The following is a 19,853-nucleotide window of genomic DNA, read 5'->3' as shown; positions in this document are numbered from 1 at the left end:
GCGCCGATTTCGAGTTTCGATGGGGCCGGATTGTGGCCACCCAGCCTTCTTGGCAGGCTTTGCACAGCGTGTCAGTCAGTCATAGGTTTCACCTTTCGCATAAGCATCCACTTTGTCAGCAAGGCGGTTAACGGCCGCATGCAGAAGGATCGTGAAAACTGCCAGCACAATGAGACTGGCAAACATCAGGTCAGTCTTGGCACGCCCATTCGCAAGCAGCATGAGATAGCCAAGACCTTTTGAAGCCCCGACCCACTCCCCAATAATGGCCCCGATGGGCGCATAAACAGCAGCAAGCCGCAGCCCGGACCCAAGCGCAGGCAGCGCCATGGGGATGCGGACATGGCACATCGTGCGCCATGTGTTGCCGCCCATATTACGTGACAGGTCCAGAACATCGCGGTCTGTTCGCGCGAGACCATCGTAGAAAGCAGACGTCACCGGGAAATAAATGATAAGAAGGGTCATCACAATCTTCGATCCCAACCCATAGCCAAACCAAAGCGTCAACAGCGGAGCAAGTGCAAATACGGGGACAGCTTGCGAAAACACCAGAAGCGGCATGGTCAGCTTGCGCGCCCATGATGATAGCGCCAGCTGGATTGCCGTTATGGCCCCAAGCGCTGTGCCCAGCAAAAGCCCCAAGACAACCTCGGTAATTGTGACAAGGGCATTTTCTGCCAGAAGAGCGCGGCTTGCGACCATGGTTTGCGCAACTTTCAACGGCGGTGGCAGGATGAATGGTGGCGGCCCAAGAAGCCAGATCGCGGCTTGCCAGAGGGTCACACCAAGCAAACCCGCCAGAGCAATGTCGCGCACCTGTCTCATGCCGCTTGCCGTCCCAATCGCTTAAAGAGCCGCGCTTGAAGATCAAGTGTCTCGGGCGCGTCAAAAGGGCGGATCGGCCTTGTGGCCGGGGCGGGGATAGCAGTGACACCGCCTTGATCCATCAGCAGAACCTGATGCCCAAGCCGGGCTGCTTCAGCAGGGTCATGCGTAACCAGCAGAACGGTGCGACCGCTTAAAACCTCGACAGCCAGTTCCTGCATCTCGGCACGTGTGCGCGCGTCGAGGGCAGAGAACGGCTCGTCCAATAGTACAATCGGACGGTTCTCCATCAGCGTCCGGGCAAGCGCCACCCTTTGGCGCATTCCGCCAGAAAGCGCTGCAGGTTTCTTATGAGCGTGCCCGGTTAGCCCCACCTTTGTAATCAAGTGCTCCGCCCTCTCACGATCGGGGCGCTCGCCCCGCAGCTTCGCCCCAAGTGCTACATTGCCACGCACATCAAGCCATGGCAGAAGCAGGTCTTTCTGGGCCATAAAGCAGCTGCGCGCCGCAACCATGCCACCATCCGAGGCTATGATGTCACCATCGAAGGCGGCTTCGGGCAAAAGCCCTGCGATCACCTTGAGAACCGTAGACTTTCCAATGCCCGATGCCCCTAAAAGGCAGCTCCATTGGCCTGCTTCCAACGTGAAAGTAACGCCCTTGAACACAGACACACCGCCCAGATCAAGACTGCCAGAAAACTTGATGGCGGGTGCCGGGGTCATACGTAATCCAGCCCCATCTGCCAGAAATTGACTTCCAGCCGCGTGGCGGTGGTGAAACGGGTCTGAAGATGCGCCCAACGAAGTGACGTCTCGGGGGTTTCACCCAATCGGCGCGCAACGGCCCCGTCAAGCATCTGGCCGATGGCCTTGCAAACGTCTTGGTACTCGGCGCTCGCATAAGTTGCGATCCAGTCGCCGTAAGCTGTGTCGTCCGCCTTCTCATCGGACAAGCGCGCCCCGATTTCTGCATAGCCAAACACACAAGGCGCAAGGGCTGCCATCAAGTCGAGGAAGTCGCCGGAAACACCGGCATCCATCACGTAGCGCGTATAGGCAAGGTTTGCGGGATGCTCATCCGCGTCAAAAAGCGCCTGTTCAGAGATACCCTCCTTGGCGCAGGCCGACACATGCAGCTGCATCTCGTGATTGATCAACGCATCCACCGTGCTGGCAGCCGTTTTCATCTCGTCCAGCGTTTCGGACTTAACAATCGCAAGCGCCCAAGCGCGCGAAAAGTGGCGCAGGAAGATATAATCCTGGATCAGATAATACAGGAATGCGGTCCGGGGCAGGGTGCCATCGGACAAGCCCTGCACAAAACTATGGCGGGTATAGTCTTGCCAATGTTTCCCCGCACCCTGTCGCCAAAGCGCGAAGCTGTTTCCGTAAGGGGCTGCCATGTTCATTCCGCCTCAAGGGCAATGGCCATTTCGCCGACCGGGTTTTTGCTTGGAATAAGGCCCGCCTCAAAAAGAAAGGTCTCGAAAGCTGCGTAGCGTCGTTCATCCAACGCCATCGGACGCAAGGCAAAGCGAGGCAGGGTATCGACCCAGACACGGGCGTTCAGCTCATCCTGAAGCTCGCTCGATGTTTGCGAAAACAGCGTCCAGCTTTCATCAGGATGGTTAACGATATATTGGGTTGCCTTCTCGGTTGCGACAAGGAAACGTTCGATCTTGTCGGTATCCATCAGCTCTGGGTTCGCCACATAGATCAGCTCATCATAGGCGGGGATACCTTCCTCCTCGACGAAGAAACATTTGCCGGGCACCTCTTCGATATCCATCTGGTTCAGCTCAAAATTGCGGTACGCGCCAATGACGGCATCAACTTGCCCTGACATCAGCGAAGGCGACAGCGACCAGTTCACATTGACCAGTTCGACCTCATCCAGCTCAACGCCATGGGTTTTCAGGACGGTGCCCAGAAGCGCTTCTTCGACACCAGCAACGGAATAGCCGATCTTCTTGCCGCTTAGATCAGCGGGCGTTTTGATCGGGCCGTCCTCAAGCACAAGAAGGCAATTCAGCGGTGTCGCCACCAGCGTTCCGACCCGCACAAGTGGCAAACCCTCATGCACTTGTAAGTGCAGTTGTGGTTGGTAAGAAATCGCGAGGTCAGCCTTTCCTGCCGCAGCCAACTTGGGCGGATCGGACGGATCAGCAGGTGCTATGATTTCAACGTCGAGCCCGGCATCTTCGAAATACCCCAGCTCTTCGGCGACGATGATCGGCCCATGGTCGGGGTTGATGAACCAGTCCAGAAGAACGGTCATCTTGTCTTCGGCCAAAGCTGGCGCTGCAATACATATCGATGCAGCCGCGATCATAGATGTGAGTTTCATGAAGGATCCTTTGGTTCAGGTGGGTTTGGCATATCGCCCATAGCGACGAGTGAGATGTCGCCATCCCAGTAGGTTTGCAGAACGCGCGCAGACCGCCAGGCGCGCAGACCGGTACGACAACACAGAATAGCGCGCTGGTTTTTGGCGGGCACGGGGCGTTGATCGGTTGCAAAATCTGCAACCGACCGTCTTAGCGCCTTCGGGGCGACCACAGCGGGCGCTTCGGCTTTACCCCTCAGATCAACCACAAGGTCGGTGTGCCGGATATCCTGCACGTCCAGGAATTTCAAAGGCGCGGCAGAAGGTTCCTGTGCATGAAGAAAATTGAACCCACCCGTTTTCAGCGTTGCACCATCAAGCGTCCGCAGATGCCCAATGGGGCTGGGGTCTGTCCCAAGGATCAGTGACATTGCAATTTGTGCCTGCATGGTCCCCAGAATGCCAACGACCGGCCCCATAACGCCTGCCGTAGCGCAGGTTTCTGTGTTTTCCGGAAGGTCTGGAAAGACTGCGCGCAGGCTCGGCGCACTGGCGCAAAAAGCCCCGACATACCCCGACGTTCCAAGCGCCGATGCACTTATCAGCGGTTTGCCCAGATCATCGCAGATATCAGACAGAATGTAGCTGACAGCAAAGCTGTCAGCGCAATCAAGAACAAGGTCGGATGCCGCAACCGGACCCGCCGCATTGGCAGGTGTAAGCGGTTGCGCAATTTCAATTATGTCACAGCCAGAGTTCAACGACCTGAGCGACTGCCCGGCGGCGGCGACCTTTGGTTGGCCGATCTCGGTCTCCCGAAACAGGATTTGTCGATGCAGATTGTTTTCCGAGACCACATCACCATCTACAAGCGTCAATGATCCCACACCCGCGCCAACCAGATACTGTGCTGCCGGACATCCAAGCCCGCCGACCCCGACCAGAAGGATGCGCGCTTTATGCAGCGCGTCTTGGCCGTCGCGACCAATTTCTGGCAGAGTGATCTGTCTGGCGTAGCGATCAGTCATGACACGCGGGTCACTTCTATCCATCGTCTGATCTGGCCTTCCGGGTCATCCGAGAGGGTGATATCGGTCACTGCCGAGACGATATCCGCGCCATGATCAAAGGCCCCTTGCGCGCGATCAGTCTTCATTCCACCGATGGCAACCAGAGGGATATCACCGACCAGCTTTTTCCATATTGTGAGCTTTTCCAGACCCTGCGGGGTCCACTTCATCGCCTTCAGGATCGTTGGGTAGACAGGACCAAGGGCGATATAGTCTGGTGCCAGCGCCAGCGCGCGACGAAGCTCGGACTTGTCATGCGTGCTGATCCCCAGTTTCAAACCACCTTGGCGGATTGCGCTGATGTCGGCGTCATCAAGGTCTTCCTGACCGAGATGGATGAAATCACACCCCTCCTCAAGCGCCAGTCGCCAGTAATCATTGACGATAAGCTGGCAATCATGGGCGACGCAAATTGCCTTTGCCCGCCTGATTTCAGCACGCGTTTCGGTCTCGGATTTGTCCTTTATGCGCAATTGCACCAAGCGAATTCCAAGCGGGACCAGTCGGTCAAGCCAATCGCTGCTGTCAAAGATGGGGTAAAACCGGTCCAGCGTCATTCCAGAAACGCCTTTCCCAGAACAGGGGTCGACGGGCTGGCCATGTCGCACGGTTCCATCGGGTCGGCCTGAACGGCCGCTTTGCCTGCATTGATCGCATCCGCAAAGGCACGCGCCATCACAGCCGGATCGCCGGCTTTGGCGACAGCCGTGTTTAGAAGGACCGCATCAAAGCCCAACTCCATCGCGGCGGCTGCATGGGACGGAAGGCCAATCCCTGCATCCACAACAAGCGGCACATCGGGGAAATGCGCACGCATGGCGCGCAGACCAAAGGGGTTATTGAGCCCCTGACCAGACCCAATAGGCGCACCCCAAGGCATCAGAACCTCGCACCCTGCATCAAGCAGGCGATCTGCAACAATCAAATCCTCGGTCGTGTAGGGAAAGACCTGAAACCCGTCTTCGGTCAGAATTCTTGCGGCTTCCACCAGACCAAACACATTTGGCTGAAGCGTGTCGTCTTCGCCGATAACCTCCAGCTTGATCCATCGCGTATCGAAGACTTCGCGCGCCATATGCGCGGTCGTGACGGCCTCTTTGACAGTATGGCACCCCGCAGTGTTGGGTAGCATCAGCACGTCCAGTTTCTGGATCATGGACCAAAAATCCTGACCGTCCCGGTTAAGACCACTTTCCCGCCTGAGCGACACAGTGGCGACGCTGGCCCCCGATGTCTCAAATGCCTTGGTCAAGGCAGCCGGCGAAGGATACCCAGCCGTTCCCAGCATAAACGGGGATCTAAGGTGGGTTCCGTAAAACAGACGCGCCATGGTTCAGCCACCCTGCATGGGGGCCAGTACCTCGACCTGATCGCCATCGCTCAACTTGGTATCAGCACGATCCCCTGCCGGGATAAACATCCCATTGACCGCTGTGGCAATCTTGGCGCCCCCAAACCCGAACTCTTCCACAGCTTCCGCCAAGGTCAGTGCGCCAGTCATCTTTGGTTCGCCGTTAAGCGTAAGCTGTGTCATCGCTGAACTCCGGTATTTTGTTGTGAAGCACCAAGTCTGCCACCATGCGGGCAACGGCAGGTGCAAGCAGGAACCCATGGCGGTAGAGGCCATTCACGCGGATAACATTTCCATCGCGCCGAATTCTGGGAAGGTTGTCGGGGAAAGCCGGGCGGGCATCAACGCCAATTTCGATGATTTCAGCCTCGCCGAACGCCGGGTTCAGCGCATATGCCGCGGACAAAAGTTCAAGAACAGACCGGGCAGTGGCGCGGGTTCGGCCCGACGTCTCGATCATGGTGGCGCCAAGCATGAAGACACCATCACAGCGCGGCACCAGATAGATCGGAATGCGCGGATGAAGCATACGGATCGGGCGTTGAAGCGCGACATCGGGACAACGCAACATCAGCATCTCGCCTTTGACCCCCCGAAGGTCCGTCAGGTGATCCCTGGCCACCAAGCCCCGACAATCGATTGTCAGCGCAGAGATATTGTTATCAGGCGGGGCAGCTTCGCGGATGTCGAACTCCGTGCCGCCCTCGACCAGTTTCTCTGATAGGCGCGCAAGTGCTTGCCGGGGTGACAGATGCGCCTCATCTTTAAAATACAGCCCCCGGTTTGAATTTGTCAGGTCCGGCTCAAGCGCGCGCAAAGCGGTCCGGTTGACGTCCTGATGACCCGTTGTGCGCCGCGCGAAGCGGTTGAGCTCGCTTTCGTCACGCCCCAGTGCGACAACCAGCGATCCGTTCCGTGTGACGCAGCCTGTATGCGATTGCCACCAGTCAAAAGCTTCCTGACCAAGGCGGACGACAGGTTCTTCGGCATTTTCCCCTTCGCACCATGGGGCAAGCATACCACCGGCCCACCATGAACAGGCGTCAGGGGATGGTGGCATGGTGCGGTCAACCAGCCGGACCCTCAGCCCCCGCGAAACCAGTTCCGTTGCAACACAGAGCCCCGCAACGCCAGCCCCAATGATGGTGACATCAATCATATGTCCCCCCAAAGAGCGTGAAAATGATGAACTGGTCCGTGGCCCTGACCAACCTCAAGGTCATGGGCATGATCAATCGCCGCATTGAGATAGCGATGCGCTGTACCAACAGCCTCTGCCAGCGGTTTGCCCAAGGCAAGCTCAGCGGCGATTGCTGCTGAGAATGTGCAGCCAGTTCCATGGGTGTTCTTGGTCGGGATGCGCGGCGCGGAAAAGACGTAATCCGCGCCCGTCGCCTCAACAAGAAGGTCCGTACACACATCCCCGGACGCATGGCCCCCTTTGATCAGAACCGCGGCGGGTCCGAGGTCAAGAAGGTGCTTGGCCTGTTCCAGCATTTCACCCGTCGTCTGCGCCTCAGTCCTCCCGGTCAGAACCGCCGCTTCAGGAAGGTTCGGGGTCACGACGGTTGCTTTTGGAAGGATCAGTTGTTTGAGGGCATCTACAGCTTCACTCTGCAACAGGCTGTCGCCCGACTTGGCGATCATGACCGGATCAAGAACCACAGGCGGCCCATCAGGCGCAAGGGTATCTGCAACAGCTTTGATGATGTCAGGGGAAAAGAGCATTCCGATCTTGATCGCATCCACATCGATGTCACTTAGAACGGCCTTGATTTGATCTTCGACAATTTCTGCTGGTATTTCGTGAACGGCAGAAACAGTGCGCGTGTTCTGTGCGGTTACGGCTGTAATAACACTGGCACCATAAACACCAAGGGCGGAAAATGCCTTCAAATCGGCCTGAATACCGGCACCCCCGCCACTATCTGAACCCGCGATTGTCAGTGCAATTGGTGTTTTCACGTCTGCTACACTCAGGACTTCGGGGACAAGCAGACAGAAAGGTATGAGCCGGTTATGGCTCCCCGTTCCCTACGCCGGCATTGCCCGGATCAGGTTTGACGGGTTTATGCGATTGCACTTCTCAGCCCTTTAATCAGAGCACCCCGACGGTTATGGCCTGAGTATCGGATCATCCGGCTTGACGCAAGGGCCTCAAAGCCGCTCCACTTTTTTCTTAGGCTTTTTAAGTGGTCCAAGCGCGCACGAAATAGATTAAGGTGCCGCGTTCTTTAACTTAGCCACCGTTTGCGTCGCCGGTAGCTGCGTACATCACGGAAACTTTTGCGGCCCTCTTCGCTCATACCAAGATAGAATTCCTTCACATCCGGGTTTTCACGCAGCTCATCTGCGGGGCCGTCCATAACGACACGGCCCGATTCCAGAATATATCCGTAATGTGCAAATCGCAGCGCTACGTTGGTATTTTGCTCGGCCAGCAAAAACGACACGTTTTCACGTTCGTTCAAGTCTTTTACAATACCGAAAATCTCTTCCACCAGTTGTGGTGCCAACCCCATCGATGGCTCATCCAGCAGGATTGTCTCAGGTTTCGCCATCATCGCGCGGCCGATCGCTGTCATTTGCTGCTCGCCGCCGGATGTATACCCAGCCTGAGATTTCCGCCGCTCTTTCAGCCGCGGAAAATACTCATAAACCTTTTCCAGATCAGCGGCCAAGTCACCGCCCCGGCGCGTATAGGCCCCGGTCATCAAGTTCTCTTCCACGGTCAGATGCTCAAAGCAATGCCGCCCTTCCATCACCTGAATAACGCCGCGCTTGACCATAGATGCCGGGTCCAGCCCTGCCACGCTCTCACCGCGATAGGCGATAGAGCCTTTTGTGACCTCGCCACGCTCGGAATGCAGAAGGTTCGAGACCGCCTTCAGCGTTGTCGTCTTACCTGCACCATTGCCCCCAAGCAGCGCCGTAATGCCCCCTTGGGCAACTTTCAGCGACACGCCTTTGAGCACTAAAATCACATGATTATAGATAACCTCAATGTTGTTAACCTCTAACAGGGGCTTCGTTTCTACCTCTGTTTTCGCGGCATCCAGCATCTCAACACTCCATCAAGGTTAATGCGCCCCGACCGGCCTTTTTGGCTGGTCGAGGCAATAGCTTTATGAACAGCCCGGTGTAATGCCGCTCTCGGCTGCAAAGGCTGCCGAGTCTTCCTCGATCAGCGGTGCAAGCACGTCCTGATCTGCTGGGAAGTAATCGGTGATCTTGTTCCACACGCCCGCAGACGCGTCCCATTGCGCCACAGCGCCAAGACCATTCCCGCCGTGGTTTTCGCAAGACACTTTGAACTCCGGTCCGAAATTCGGAAGGCCAATCTCGGCCATCTTCGCCTCGGTCATTTCCAGCGCTTCCATACCTGCCCGCATATCCTCGGGCGTGATATCTGCATTGCCGGAAAGCTCTTGCGCGGTTTTCGCAGCCTCGGCTGCAAGCATCGCTGCGTACATACCGCGGTTATACAGCGCAGTGCCAAGCTGATCACCAGCCCCTGCTGCTTTACCTGCATCCACCACATATTTCTGCAAATCGTCGTAAAGCGGATAATCTTTACCAAGGTTGTGGAAGGTCAGTGCTTTGTAGCCATTGGCCTTATCACCAGCAGGCAGCACGTCATTTTCCGAGCCGGACCACCAAATGCCGATGAAATTTTCCATCGGGAAACGGATATTCGCAGCTTCCTGAATAGCAACCTGATTCATCACGCCCCAGCCCCACATCAACACATAGTCAGGCTTTTGCTGGCGAATTTGCAGCCATTGGGATTTCTGCTCCTGCCCGGGATGGTCCACGGGTACTTCCAGAAATTCAAACCCGTGCTTCTTTGACAGTTCGGTCAGGGTCCGGATCGGTTCTTTGCCATAGGCAGAGTTATGATAGACCAGCGCGATCTTCTTGCCGTTGATATCGCCGCCATTCTCTTCAAGAATATGCGTCACGGCATGGCTTGCACCATCCCAGTAATTTGCCGGGTAATTGAAGATGTTGCTAAACACCGCGCCGTTCTTGGCCGAGGTCCGCCCGTAACCCATCGAGTGAACAGGGATGCCGTCGGCAGTGGCTTTCGGGATCAACTGATAGGTGATGCCGGTAGACAGGGGCTGATAGACCAGCGCGCCTTCGCCTTTGGTCGCCTCATAGCATTCAACACCTTTTTCCGTGTTGTAGGCGGTCTCGCATTCCACCACGCGCACGGGCACGCCACCTATACCGCCGTCACGTTCATTCAACAGAGTAAAATAGTCCTGATACCCGTCCGAGAACGGAATTCCGTTGGCTGCATAGGGTCCGGTACGATAGCTGAGATCGGGGAAGACGAGATCGGCCAAAGCCGGTCCCGCCGCCATCACAGAGACCAGAGTGAGTGTCGTTAGTTTCATTGGTTTTTCCTCCCATTGGTTACATCAGATTATTGCCGGGTTATCCCGGTCGTATCATTGACCCGCATCAATGCGGGAAAGGCCAAAGCCTCAGTTTTTCCTTTGCCAATCGCCATAGCTGCGCCAATCCGTGCGGCTCCAGAATCAGGAACATGATGATCAGCCCGCCCGAGATGATGAATTGTAAATGCGCGGCCAGGTCCGTAGGCCAGCCAAGCCCGCTCACAAAGATGTTTTTCAAAAACACAGGCAACAGAACCATAAAGGCCGCCCCTGCAAAAGAGCCGAAGATCGAGCCAAGCCCGCCGATGATGATCATGAACAGAACAAGGAACGACTTGTCGATCCCGAAGCTTTCACCGACCTCTGCCGCGCCCAGATAAACGCTGAAGAACAGCGCCCCTGCGATGCCCACGAAAAAGCCGGACACCATGAAGGCTGTCAGTTTTGCCTTCATCGGGTTGACCCCGATGATCTCGGCCGCGATATCCATATCCCGGATTGCCATCCATTTCCGCCCAACCGAGCCGCGCGTCAGGTTGCGCGCAATAAGCGCTGCTGCTGTGACGAAGAGCAGGCAGATCATGTATTTCGCCCAGGCATCTGTATTCGGCCCTGTCACGATAATCCCGAATACGGAACGTTGCGGCGCGGAAATCTGCCCCGAGGCTGAATAATTGTAGAACCACGGCACTTTGTTGAACAGCCACACAAGAAAGAACTGCGCCGCAAGGGTTGCAACCGCCAGATAAAACCCTTTGATCCTGAGACTGGGTAGCCCGAATAGCGTCACAACCGCTGCTGTGATGCCCCCTGACAGGATCACATGAATAATAATCGAGACCTCGGGAAATGCCGTCATCAGCTTATAGCAGGAATACGCCCCTACGGCCATGAACGCCCCGGTGCCAAGGCTCACCTGCCCGCAATAGCCCGTCAGAATATTCAGCCCAATCGCGGCAATCGCATAGATCAGGAAAGGCACAAACACCGCGTTTGCCCAGTAATCATTGATGATGAACGGGATGACCAGAAAAGCCACCGCCAACACAACATAGTATCTGTAACGATCAAATTTGATCGGAAAGGTCTGGCTATCCTGCGGGTAGGTTGTGGAGAAGTCTCCGGCTTCACGGTAGAACATTACTTAGGCCTCCCTTCTGAACAGATAAAGTCGACGGAGGTAGAACAAACCACATCCCAGACCAATCGAGATCAAGCTGGCAACGAACGAGGATACAAATGATTGGATTGTATTCACAATATAGTAAGTATCTCCAACAGTCTCATTTGAGTCAGATAAAGCCACAGCAAACCTCCACTCACTAATAGCCAAAGCTATCGAAATGACCGCAAGCAGAGCACCCCAGATGATCAAAGCCCATTGAACCAGCAAGAGCATCACGTTACCAACTTTACGCATCAGACCCGCTCAATGATCTTCTCCCCGAACAGCCCCTGAGGTCGGAACACCAGGAATAACAGTGCCAGTACGTAGGCGAACCAGTTCTCGGTTGCGCCGCCCACCATCGGTCCGATCAGAAACTCAAACAGCTTCTCGCCTACGCCGATGATTAGCCCGCCGACAATGGCGCCGGGAATGGACGTAAAGCCGCCCAGCATCAGCACCGGCAGGGCCTTCAGCGCGATCAGCGACAGCGAGAATTGCACGCCTGATTTTGCCCCCCACATGATACCCGCGACCAGTGCCACAAAACCGGCAATCGACCATACCAGAACCCAGATATAGTTCAGCGAAATCCCTACGGATAAAGCCGCCTGATGGTCATCAGCAACGGCCCGCAGGGCACGTCCCTGTTTGGTATATTGCGAAAACCCGATCAGCCCGGCCACCAGAATAACAGCCACAATCGTCGCCGAGATGTCGAGGTTATCGATAAAGAACCCATAGCCGAATGCCTCAAACGTGGTCACATCGATCCAGTCATTGATCCCCTGCGGCAGCCCGACATCCAGCTTCTTGATATCCGAACCCCACATCAGATCGCCCACGCCTTCAAGGAAATAGGCCAAACCGATGGTCGCCATGAACAGAATAATCGGCTCTTGATTGACGAGATGGCGGAAGATGAATCTCTGCACAGCCCAGGCGAATGCAACCATCACCAGAATTGTCAGTACAATCGCTAGAAGTGCTGGGACATGCCAGCCGAAATGATGCAGATCCGTGCCGAAAATCGCATTGATCAGATGCGCAAACGGTACTTGCCCCTCCATGATCCCCACCAGCGTCAACGCCGCAAATAGCGCCATAACCCCTTGGGCATAGTTGAAGATACCCGACGCTTTGAAGATCAGCACAAAGCCCAACGCGACCAACGCATACAAGACCCCGGCCATAAGCCCGTTCAGGATGACTTCTATTGCGAAGAGAAGTTGGTCAGGCATCGCAGCCTCCTGTCAAAAGGTTACGCTTCAAGCTCGGTCTCCTCAACGCTGAGGGAAATGCCGGAGCCAGATGAAGAAAGCTTCATCCGCACATCTATCTTTGGCTCTCGCCAATCGGTGCTTCTTAAGGTCAAAGCACCATCCTTGTTTTCTACTTCTTCATATCGTGCGAAGATATCAGGCTGATTGCTCCAGTTCAGAAACGCGTTGGCAATCTCTGCTGAAGGTTGATCCCCTTCGGCTTCAAGGCTGACAGCGCACCACCGCGCCCGTCCGCCATACCCGTCTGATACGGTTAGAACGTAGGTTTCATCGTCGAAGCGATATTCTGAATATGTGTCGCCATCGTTTTTAAAGTTCTTATCGGGGTCCAAATCGTCGGGCTGGCCCAACGCGACGTTTTCCATTGGAACCAGACAGCGGTTTGCGAACTCTTCCCAAGCGCCGGCATGCGCTACACCAACCGCAGCCAGAAGCCCGACAGACGCTCCGACAAAAGTCCGATAAAATTCCGATAATAGTCCGATGCCGGTTTTGGCTGGAAAATCAATCATGCGCGACCCCCAGATAGGCATCAATCACCTCTTGATTGTTGCGCACGTCATCAGGTGTTCCGTCGCCGATTTTCTTGCCGTAATCCATCACAACAACCCGGTCTGACAGGTCCATCACAACGCCCATGTCATGTTCGATCAGCGCGATTGTGGTGCCGAATTCATCATTCACATCAAGGATAAAGCGAGACATGTCCTCTTTCTCCTCGACATTCATGCCCGCCATCGGCTCATCCAGAAGCAACAATTTTGGTTCCGCCGCCAAGGCCCGCGCAAGTTCTACGCGCTTTTTCAGACCATAAGGCAAGCGCCCCACCGGCGTTTTCCGAATTGCCTGAATTTCAAGGAAATCTATAATTTTTTCAACGGCTTCGCGGTTCTCAGTTTCTTCCTTCTCGGCTTTGCCAAACCAAAGCGCCTGAGACAGCATCCCGGTTTTCATATGTGTCAGCCGTCCGGTCATCACATTATCCAGAACGCTCATGCCCTCGAATAGCGCGATATTCTGGAAGGTCCGTGCAATCCCTTGCTGCGCCACTTGATAGGGCTTCATCGCAGGCCGCTTGGCCCCGTGAAACCAGACCTCCCCTTCCTGCGGATGATAAAAGCCCGAGATCACGTTGAGCATCGAGGATTTCCCCGCCCCATTCGGGCCAATGATAGCGCGGATTTCCCCCTCATGAATGTCGAATGAGATATCCTTGATTGCCACCACACCGCCAAAGCGCAGTGTGATATTCTTCATCTCCATCAGGGTGCTGCCGATCTTGCGACCGTCTGCCGTGGTGTAGTTTCCGCCACTCAGATCGTTCATCACTCAGCCGCCATCTTCTGTTTGATCTCCACTGTATTCGCGTCCCGTATCTCCAAAGTCGCTTTGATCGAGCCTTTCCGTCCGTCTTCATAAGTGACTTCGGTCTCGGTCGAGACTTGGGTTGATCCGTCATAAAGCGCTGTAATCAAGTCAGAAAACTTTTCTTCAATGATCCGCCGCCGAACTTTCAAGGTCCGCGTCAACTCTCCGTCATCTGCATCGAGTTGTTTGTGCAGCACCAAAAACCGATGCACCTGACAGCCCGCCAGCATGGGGTCTTCGGCGACAGAGCTGTTCACCTCTTCGACATGGGCCTGCATCATCTCCAGCACGCGAGGATGGCCCGCCAATTCCTGATAGGAGGAATAGGCGATGTTATTGCGCTCTGCCCAATTGCCCACCGCGGTCAGGTCAATATTCAAAAAGGCCGTGCACATCTCGCGCGCATTCCCGAAAACAACGGCTTCAAGAATGTTGGGAAAGAACTTCAATTTGTTCTCGACATATTTCGGTGCAAATAACGCGCCATTGGCCATCTTGCCGACATCCTTGGCGCGGTCGATGATCCGCAGGTGCCCAGTACCTTCCTCGATAAATCCGGCGTCCCCGGTTGCAACCCAGCCTTCCGCATCTTTGGTGTCTGCGGTGCTTTCGTCGTTCTTGAAATATTTCACAAAGACACCTGGCGAGCGGTAGAATACTTCGCCATTCTCAGCAATTTTCAATTCTACGCCGGGCGATGGCACGCCCACAGTGTCAGACCGGACCTCGCCATCAGGCTGCTGAGTGATAAACACCGACGCTTCGGTCTGCCCGTAAAGCTGCTTAAGATTGATACCCAAAGACCGATAGAAATCAAAGATTTCCGGGCCAATCGCCTCGCCCGCCGTGTAGCCCACACGGACGCGGCTAAACCCGAGCGTGTTCTTCAGCGGTCCGTACACCAGCAAGTCGCCAAGCTTATATTTCAGCTTATCGCCAAAGCTGACCTCCTTGCCATCCAGCAATTCGGGGCCAACTTTCTTGGCATGGGCCATGAAGTGGTGGAAAAGCCATTTCTTGAATGTCCCGGCATCCTCCATCCGGATCATCACATTCGTGAGCTGAGTCTCAAACACGCGCGGCGGGGCAAAGTAATACGTCGGTCCGATCTCGCGCAAATCGTGATGCATTGTCTCCGGGCTTTCGGGACAATTCACACAAAAGCCTGTCCAATAGGCTTGTCCGATCGAAAAGATGAAATCACCCACCCAAGCCATCGGAAGATAAGCCAAGATCTCATCCCCCGGAACCAGGTGATCAAACTCTGAAGAGTTCTTCGACGTCTCGATAATATTCCGGTTTGATAGCACCACGCCTTTGGGTCGCCCCGTTGTTCCCGACGTATAGAGCATCACGCATGTATCATCGTACCCACTGGCCGCCTTGCGCGCCTCAAGCTCTTTGTCAAAGCGTTCATGCGCCGCGCGGCCCGTGGCTTGCACATCATCAAACGCATTCATTCGTGTGTGATCATATTTGCGCATACCGCGGCGGTCGTAATAAATGATATGCTCAATGCCAGAGACGGTCTCTTGCACCTCGATTACTTTGTCGACCTGTTCCTGATCGCCTGCGATCACAAAGCGTGCGCCGCAGTGTTCTAGCACATAGGCCATCTCCTCAACGACCGCGTCCTGATAAAGCGGCACGGGAACCGCGCCGACGGACTGAATGGCGACCATTGACCAGTACATCGCCGGACGGTTGCGACCAACGATTGCGATGAAATCGCCTTGAGCAACCCCCAATTCCAACAGCCCCAAAGCCAGTGCGCGGATTTCTTCGGCGCTCTCGGCCCAGGTCCAGCTTTGCCAAATGCCAAATTCTTTTTCGCGATACGCTGCCTTTGAGCCGAATTGCGACGCATTGCGGTCCAACAAACGGGGAATGCTTACAAGATCAGCCGTAGCTGTTGGTGATGCCAAGTTTTCCTCCCATACCGATGTTACGGCATCCGAAATTTATTCGGTTTTTCAGATATTGGGGCCGGAGGGCCGCATACGTCAATCAGTTTTTTGAACAAGCGTTCAAATAATTAAGAAATGGCTTGTCAGAAATGACTTACGGCGGATGCCAGAACGTGCAAACCGGTGATCAGGTCGTCTTCAGATGTGTCTTCCTCAAAAGCATGACTGATTCCCCCGATTGAGGGTACAAATAGCATTGCCGCAGGAATCATACGTGACACGTTCGTTGCATCATGTAGCGCACCTGAGGTCATCTGACGCCATTTGCCAGATGCCTGCTGCTCGGCGGCAGTCTCAAGGCTCTGGCGCAACCGCGCGTCCATTTCTACGGGTTCCAATCCTAGAAGCGGGCCATACCCCAACCCTAAGCCACGGCGTTCGGCAATTTCCGAGACCGTTTCGCGGATAATCTCTTCCATACGGTTAAGGCGGTCAGCATTGCCATCGCGCCATTGCATTGAAAACGTCACCTGTCCCGGCACAATTGATGAGGCATTGGGACGCAACACTACATGCCCGATGGTCCAGACAGTCTGAGGCGTCACGACATTGCGCAACCGCTCATTCAGCTGTTCCGAGAATGCGGCCAACCCTTGAAACGCATCGCGTCGTAAATGCATTGGCGTTGTGCCGGCATGGTTCTGCTGGCCTGTCAGGGTGATTTTCATATCCCGGATACCGACAATATCGGTGACAATCCCGATGGCTTCGCCGCTTTGATCCAACACTGGTCCCTGCTCGATATGCGCTTCTATGAAGCCAGTGAAACGGTCATGCCCTAGCATTGACCCGTGATCAGATGGGCCATCGTTTTGCGCGCTTCACCGAATTGGGTGCCATGCGCATCGGTCAGAGTGTCGGCATCCTCAAGGTCCAGACCACCGGCCCAAACCGTACTACCAGTGGTGACGCCAAAGCGCCCTTCTTCGTCCTGAAACGACACGACCGAGACCGCTGGTCCCCCTTGTTCACGCGATGCCCGCGCAATCTCCAAAGCGGAAATCACGCCATAAGCGCCATCAAGCCAGCCGCCCTCGGGCTGGCTATCGGTATGCGAACCCATAAGTAGCGATAACCGCCTTTCGTCAATATGGCCTGCGGCGAAGGTGCGCTTTGAGTTTGGAGAAGGCCATTTCGATCGGATTTAGGTCGGGGCTGTAGGCGGGCAGGAACAGGAACCAGCAGCCTCGCTTGCGCATGGCTTCGGCGGCGCGCGGGCTTTTGTGGGTGGACAGGTTGTCGAGGATGACGACTGTTCCGGGATCAAGCACTGGAGCCAGCTGTGTGTCGACGTAAGTGTCGAAGGTAGGTCCGTTCATCGGACCATTGATCACCCAAGGAGCGATCAGCCCGTCTTGCGTCAGACCGGCAATGAATGTCTGCGTCCCCCATCTGCCAAAGGGAGCGGTGCCGTAGAGCCTCTCCCCGACTGGAGCTCGCCCGCGCAGGCGTGTGAGGTTGGTCTTCACCGCCGTCTCGTCAATGAAGACCAGTCTGTGCGGCTCCTGGCGCATGCGGGGCTGACGGCGCGTGATCCAGTCACGGCGGGCTTGACGCACCACGGGCCGATCACGCTCTGCCGCGATCAGTCCTTTTTTTATATGAAAGCCCGGCGCGATGGAGGGCGCGGTGCAACGACGATAGCTGAACGTCTACGCCATGTGTTTGCAGGAGGGCAGCAGCCAGTTCCTTGAGCGTGATATCCGGTTCGGCCTTCACGATCTCCAGCAGAAAATCCCGGTGCGGCGCAAGCTTGCCAAATTGACCAGACGGGCGGCCTTGAGGCTTGGGCGCTATCGCGCCGCGTTCACGATGCTCTGCCGCAAAACGGACCGCCGTCGCAGCGCTAACTCCAAAAAGCCGCCCAGCCGAACGCGCTGAGTTTCCCTTGGCAATGTAAGCGCAAATCCGTTCCCGAAGGTCCAAAGAGTAGGGTTTGCCCATGATCCACCTCCCAGAGGAAGTGAAGCACACAAACAGCTCCGTGTGAATCCCCCTTCGATTCAGATCAAACGCAAACCGCTTTAATGCTGTGGACAAGCGATACGTGATAAGCCCGCAACGCTTACAAGTCGCTGGTGCGTGGCATATTAAATGGATGAAGATCTAGCAAGCTGAACACTGTCGATGTCAGGAAGCATAAAATTTCGGAGGAGAAATCGTAAGAGAGATACTTGATGTTGCTCATTAGGTTTGGCGGTGACCTACTCTCCCACGTCTTAAGACGCAGTACCATCGGCGCGACGGCACTTAACGGCCGAGTTCGGGATGGGATCGGGTGTTTTGCTCGCGCTATGACCACCAAACCAAAGGAACAACATCAAATCCAAGTCAAACTGCATGTGCAGCTCTTTTGAAATCCAGCTTCTACTGGATCAAATCAAGCCTATCGAACAATTAGTACCGGTCAACTGAACGCATTGCTGCGCTTACATCTCCGGCCTATCGACGTAGTGGTCTACTACGGTTCTCAGGGATACCTTGTTTTGAGGGGGCTTCCCGCTTAGATGCCTTCAGCGGTTATCCTTTCCGATCATAGCTACCCAGCACTGCCATTGGCATGACAACTGGTCCACCAGTGGATCGTTCACCCCGGTCCTCTCGTACTAGGGGCAACTCCTCTCAAGTATCCTACACCCACGGCAGATAGGGACCGAACTGTCTCACGACGTTCTAAACCCAGCTCACGTACCTCTTTAAACGGCGAACAGCCGTACCCTTGGGACCTGCTCCAGCCCCAGGATGAGATGAGCCGACATCGAGGTGCCAAACGGTGCCGTCGATATGGACTCTTGGGCACCATCAGCCTGTTATCCCCGGCGTACCTTTTATCCGTTGAGCGATGGCCCTTCCACTCGGGACCACCGGATCACTATGGCCGTCTTTCGACTCTGCTCGACTTGTCAGTCTCGCAGTCAGGCTGGCTTCTGCCATTGCACTCAACGACCGATTTCCGACCGGTCTGAGCCAACCTTCGCGCGCCTCCGTTACTGTTTAGGAGGCGACCGCCCCAGTCAAACTACCCGCCACACAGGGTCCCGGATCCGGATAACGGACCGCGGTTAGACATCAAGCAGAACAAGGGTGGTATCTCAAAGGAGGCTCCCCAGAAACTGGCGTTCCTGGTTCAAAGCCTACCACCTATTCTGCACATGTTGTGCCTGATGCCAGTGTGAAGCTGTAGTAAAGGTGCACGGGGTCTTTCCGTCTAACCGCGGGAAGCCTGCATCTTGACAGGCAATTCAATTTCGCTGAGTCGATGTTGGAGACAGCGGGGAAGTCGTTACGCCATTCGTGCAGGTCGGAACTTACCCGACAAGGAATTTCGCTACCTTAGGACCGTTATAGTTACGGCCGCCGTTTACCTGGGCTTCAATTCGGAGCTTGCACTCCTCCTTTTAACCTTCAGGCACCGGGCAGGCGTCAGACCCTATACGTCGTCTTGCGACTTCGCAGAGCCCTGTGTTTTTAGTAAACAGTCGCCACCCCCTGGTTTGTGCCCCCAGTCAATACTTGCGTAGAAACTGGGCCTCCTTCTCGCGAACTTACGGAGGTATTTTGCCGAGTTCCTTCAACATCGTTCTCTCAAGCGCCTTGGTATTCTCTACCAGTCCACCTGTGTCGGTTTAGGGTACGATCTTACAGTGGGGCTATTTCCAGGAACCTCTTAGCAGCCCATTCAATCCGATAAGGATGAACTACCTTCGAGATCCGTCACCACCACATGGCCCAGGAATATTAACCTGGTTCCCATCGACTACGCCTTTCGGCCTCGCCTTAGGGGTCGGCTTACCCTGCTCAGATTAGCTTTAAGCAGGAACCCTTGGACTTTCGGCGACAGGGTCTCTCACCCTGTTTGTCGCTACTCATGTCATCATTCTCACTAGTGATCTCTCCACCGGATGGCTCACGCCCCGGCTTCACAGAAAACACATCACCTTGTTAAGGAACTTATTATTAAGATTTTGATGGCTCGACACCAAATTTTTTCCAGTAATCGAGCATGTAAGGAACGGGGCCTTGACCATATCTGAAGCGCTTGCCCCAGACCTCGTCTTGCACCACATCGATCGGGCGCGGGTCACCA

General features: G+C 55.3%; 19 protein-coding genes, 2 rRNA genes, 1 pseudogene and 1 riboswitch (1 of these 23 cut by a window edge). All 22 genes and pseudogenes read right to left on the bottom strand.

Going from position 1 to position 19,853, the window contains the following annotated elements:
- Positions 1-75: 75 nt before the first annotated feature.
- Positions 76-828 (bottom strand): ABC transporter permease, encoded by a 753-nt coding sequence (locus ACZ1HF_RS14105; RefSeq protein ID WP_472658107.1) that lies wholly within the window; start codon positions 826-828, stop codon positions 76-78.
- Complete coding sequence (locus ACZ1HF_RS14100) at positions 825-1,553, bottom strand: ABC transporter ATP-binding protein (RefSeq protein WP_472658106.1); 729 nt, start codon at positions 1,551-1,553, stop codon at positions 825-827. Before ACZ1HF_RS14100 ends, ACZ1HF_RS14105 begins: the two co-directional genes overlap by 4 nt.
- A complete protein-coding gene (gene tenA, locus ACZ1HF_RS14095; protein ID WP_472658105.1) occupies positions 1,550-2,233 on the bottom strand; it encodes a thiaminase II in 684 nt (227 codons plus the stop codon). The genes ACZ1HF_RS14100 and tenA overlap by 4 nt, the downstream gene beginning before the upstream one ends.
- A 2-nt stretch (positions 2,234-2,235) precedes the next feature.
- Positions 2,236-3,177, bottom strand: a complete 942-nt coding sequence (locus ACZ1HF_RS14090) for an ABC transporter substrate-binding protein (protein ID WP_472658104.1) — start codon at positions 3,175-3,177, stop codon at positions 2,236-2,238.
- On the bottom strand, positions 3,174-4,184 hold the full coding sequence (locus ACZ1HF_RS14085; RefSeq protein WP_472658103.1) for a ThiF family adenylyltransferase: 1,011 nt from the start codon (positions 4,182-4,184) through the stop codon (positions 3,174-3,176). Before ACZ1HF_RS14085 ends, ACZ1HF_RS14090 begins: the two co-directional genes overlap by 4 nt.
- A complete protein-coding gene (locus ACZ1HF_RS14080; protein WP_472658102.1) occupies positions 4,181-4,783 on the bottom strand; it encodes a thiamine phosphate synthase in 603 nt (200 codons plus the stop codon). Before ACZ1HF_RS14080 ends, ACZ1HF_RS14085 begins: the two co-directional genes overlap by 4 nt.
- Positions 4,780-5,556, bottom strand: coding sequence for a thiazole synthase (locus ACZ1HF_RS14075; RefSeq protein WP_472658101.1), 777 nt, complete (start codon positions 5,554-5,556; stop codon positions 4,780-4,782). Before ACZ1HF_RS14075 ends, ACZ1HF_RS14080 begins: the two co-directional genes overlap by 4 nt.
- A gap of 3 nt (positions 5,557-5,559) precedes the next feature.
- The gene (gene thiS / locus ACZ1HF_RS14070) at positions 5,560-5,760 is read right to left on the bottom strand and encodes a sulfur carrier protein ThiS (RefSeq protein WP_472658100.1); all 201 of its coding nucleotides are present in this window, start codon (positions 5,758-5,760) and stop codon (positions 5,560-5,562) included.
- Positions 5,741-6,736, bottom strand: a complete 996-nt coding sequence (locus ACZ1HF_RS14065) for an FAD-dependent oxidoreductase (protein WP_472658099.1) — start codon at positions 6,734-6,736, stop codon at positions 5,741-5,743. The genes thiS and ACZ1HF_RS14065 overlap by 20 nt, the downstream gene beginning before the upstream one ends.
- On the bottom strand, positions 6,733-7,542 hold the full coding sequence (gene thiD / locus ACZ1HF_RS14060) for a bifunctional hydroxymethylpyrimidine kinase/phosphomethylpyrimidine kinase (RefSeq protein WP_472658098.1): 810 nt from the start codon (positions 7,540-7,542) through the stop codon (positions 6,733-6,735). Before thiD ends, ACZ1HF_RS14065 begins: the two co-directional genes overlap by 4 nt.
- Positions 7,543-7,591: 49 nt before the next feature.
- Positions 7,592-7,698: riboswitch (TPP riboswitch) on the bottom strand.
- Positions 7,699-7,811: 113 nt separating this feature from the next.
- Positions 7,812-8,639: an ABC transporter ATP-binding protein gene (locus ACZ1HF_RS14055; protein ID WP_472658097.1), complete on the bottom strand. Its 828-nt coding sequence runs from the start codon at positions 8,637-8,639 to the stop codon at positions 7,812-7,814.
- 63 nt (positions 8,640-8,702) lie between these two features.
- Entirely contained in the window at positions 8,703-9,980 is a 1,278-nt protein-coding gene (locus ACZ1HF_RS14050; RefSeq protein ID WP_472658096.1) for an ABC transporter substrate-binding protein, read from the bottom strand.
- A 67-nt stretch (positions 9,981-10,047) separates the two neighbouring features.
- Positions 10,048-11,124, bottom strand: a complete 1,077-nt coding sequence (locus ACZ1HF_RS14045) for a branched-chain amino acid ABC transporter permease (protein WP_472658095.1) — start codon at positions 11,122-11,124, stop codon at positions 10,048-10,050.
- Positions 11,125-11,402: 278 nt separating this feature from the next.
- Entirely contained in the window at positions 11,403-12,389 is a 987-nt protein-coding gene (locus ACZ1HF_RS14040) for a branched-chain amino acid ABC transporter permease (protein ID WP_472658094.1), read from the bottom strand.
- Positions 12,390-12,409: 20 nt separating this feature from the next.
- Entirely contained in the window at positions 12,410-12,943 is a 534-nt protein-coding gene (locus tag ACZ1HF_RS14035; protein WP_472658093.1) for a hypothetical protein, read from the bottom strand.
- Positions 12,936-13,757 (bottom strand): ABC transporter ATP-binding protein, encoded by an 822-nt coding sequence (locus ACZ1HF_RS14030; protein WP_472658092.1) that lies wholly within the window; start codon positions 13,755-13,757, stop codon positions 12,936-12,938. Before ACZ1HF_RS14030 ends, ACZ1HF_RS14035 begins: the two co-directional genes overlap by 8 nt.
- Positions 13,757-15,724 (bottom strand): AMP-binding protein, encoded by a 1,968-nt coding sequence (locus ACZ1HF_RS14025; RefSeq protein ID WP_472658091.1) that lies wholly within the window; start codon positions 15,722-15,724, stop codon positions 13,757-13,759. Before ACZ1HF_RS14025 ends, ACZ1HF_RS14030 begins: the two co-directional genes overlap by 1 nt.
- A gap of 125 nt (positions 15,725-15,849) precedes the next feature.
- A pseudogene (locus ACZ1HF_RS14020) lies at positions 15,850-16,838 on the bottom strand (hydantoinase/carbamoylase family amidase); the annotation flags it as partial.
- Positions 16,839-16,851: 13 nt separating this feature from the next.
- Entirely contained in the window at positions 16,852-17,328 is a 477-nt protein-coding gene (locus tag ACZ1HF_RS14015) for an IS630 family transposase (RefSeq protein ID WP_472658090.1), read from the bottom strand.
- Positions 17,329-17,335: 7 nt separating this feature from the next.
- Entirely contained in the window at positions 17,336-17,710 is a 375-nt protein-coding gene (locus tag ACZ1HF_RS14010; protein WP_472658089.1) for an IS630 transposase-related protein, read from the bottom strand.
- 247 nt (positions 17,711-17,957) lie between these two features.
- Positions 17,958-18,072: ribosomal RNA gene (gene rrf / locus ACZ1HF_RS14005) — 5S ribosomal RNA — on the bottom strand.
- 70 nt (positions 18,073-18,142) lie between these two features.
- Positions 18,143-19,853 (bottom strand): 23S ribosomal RNA (locus tag ACZ1HF_RS14000); it runs 1,962 nt beyond the window's last position.

This window comes from Litoreibacter sp. GN1-5 (assembly GCF_055693805.1).
This window is presented reverse-complemented; position numbering and strand designations above follow the sequence as displayed.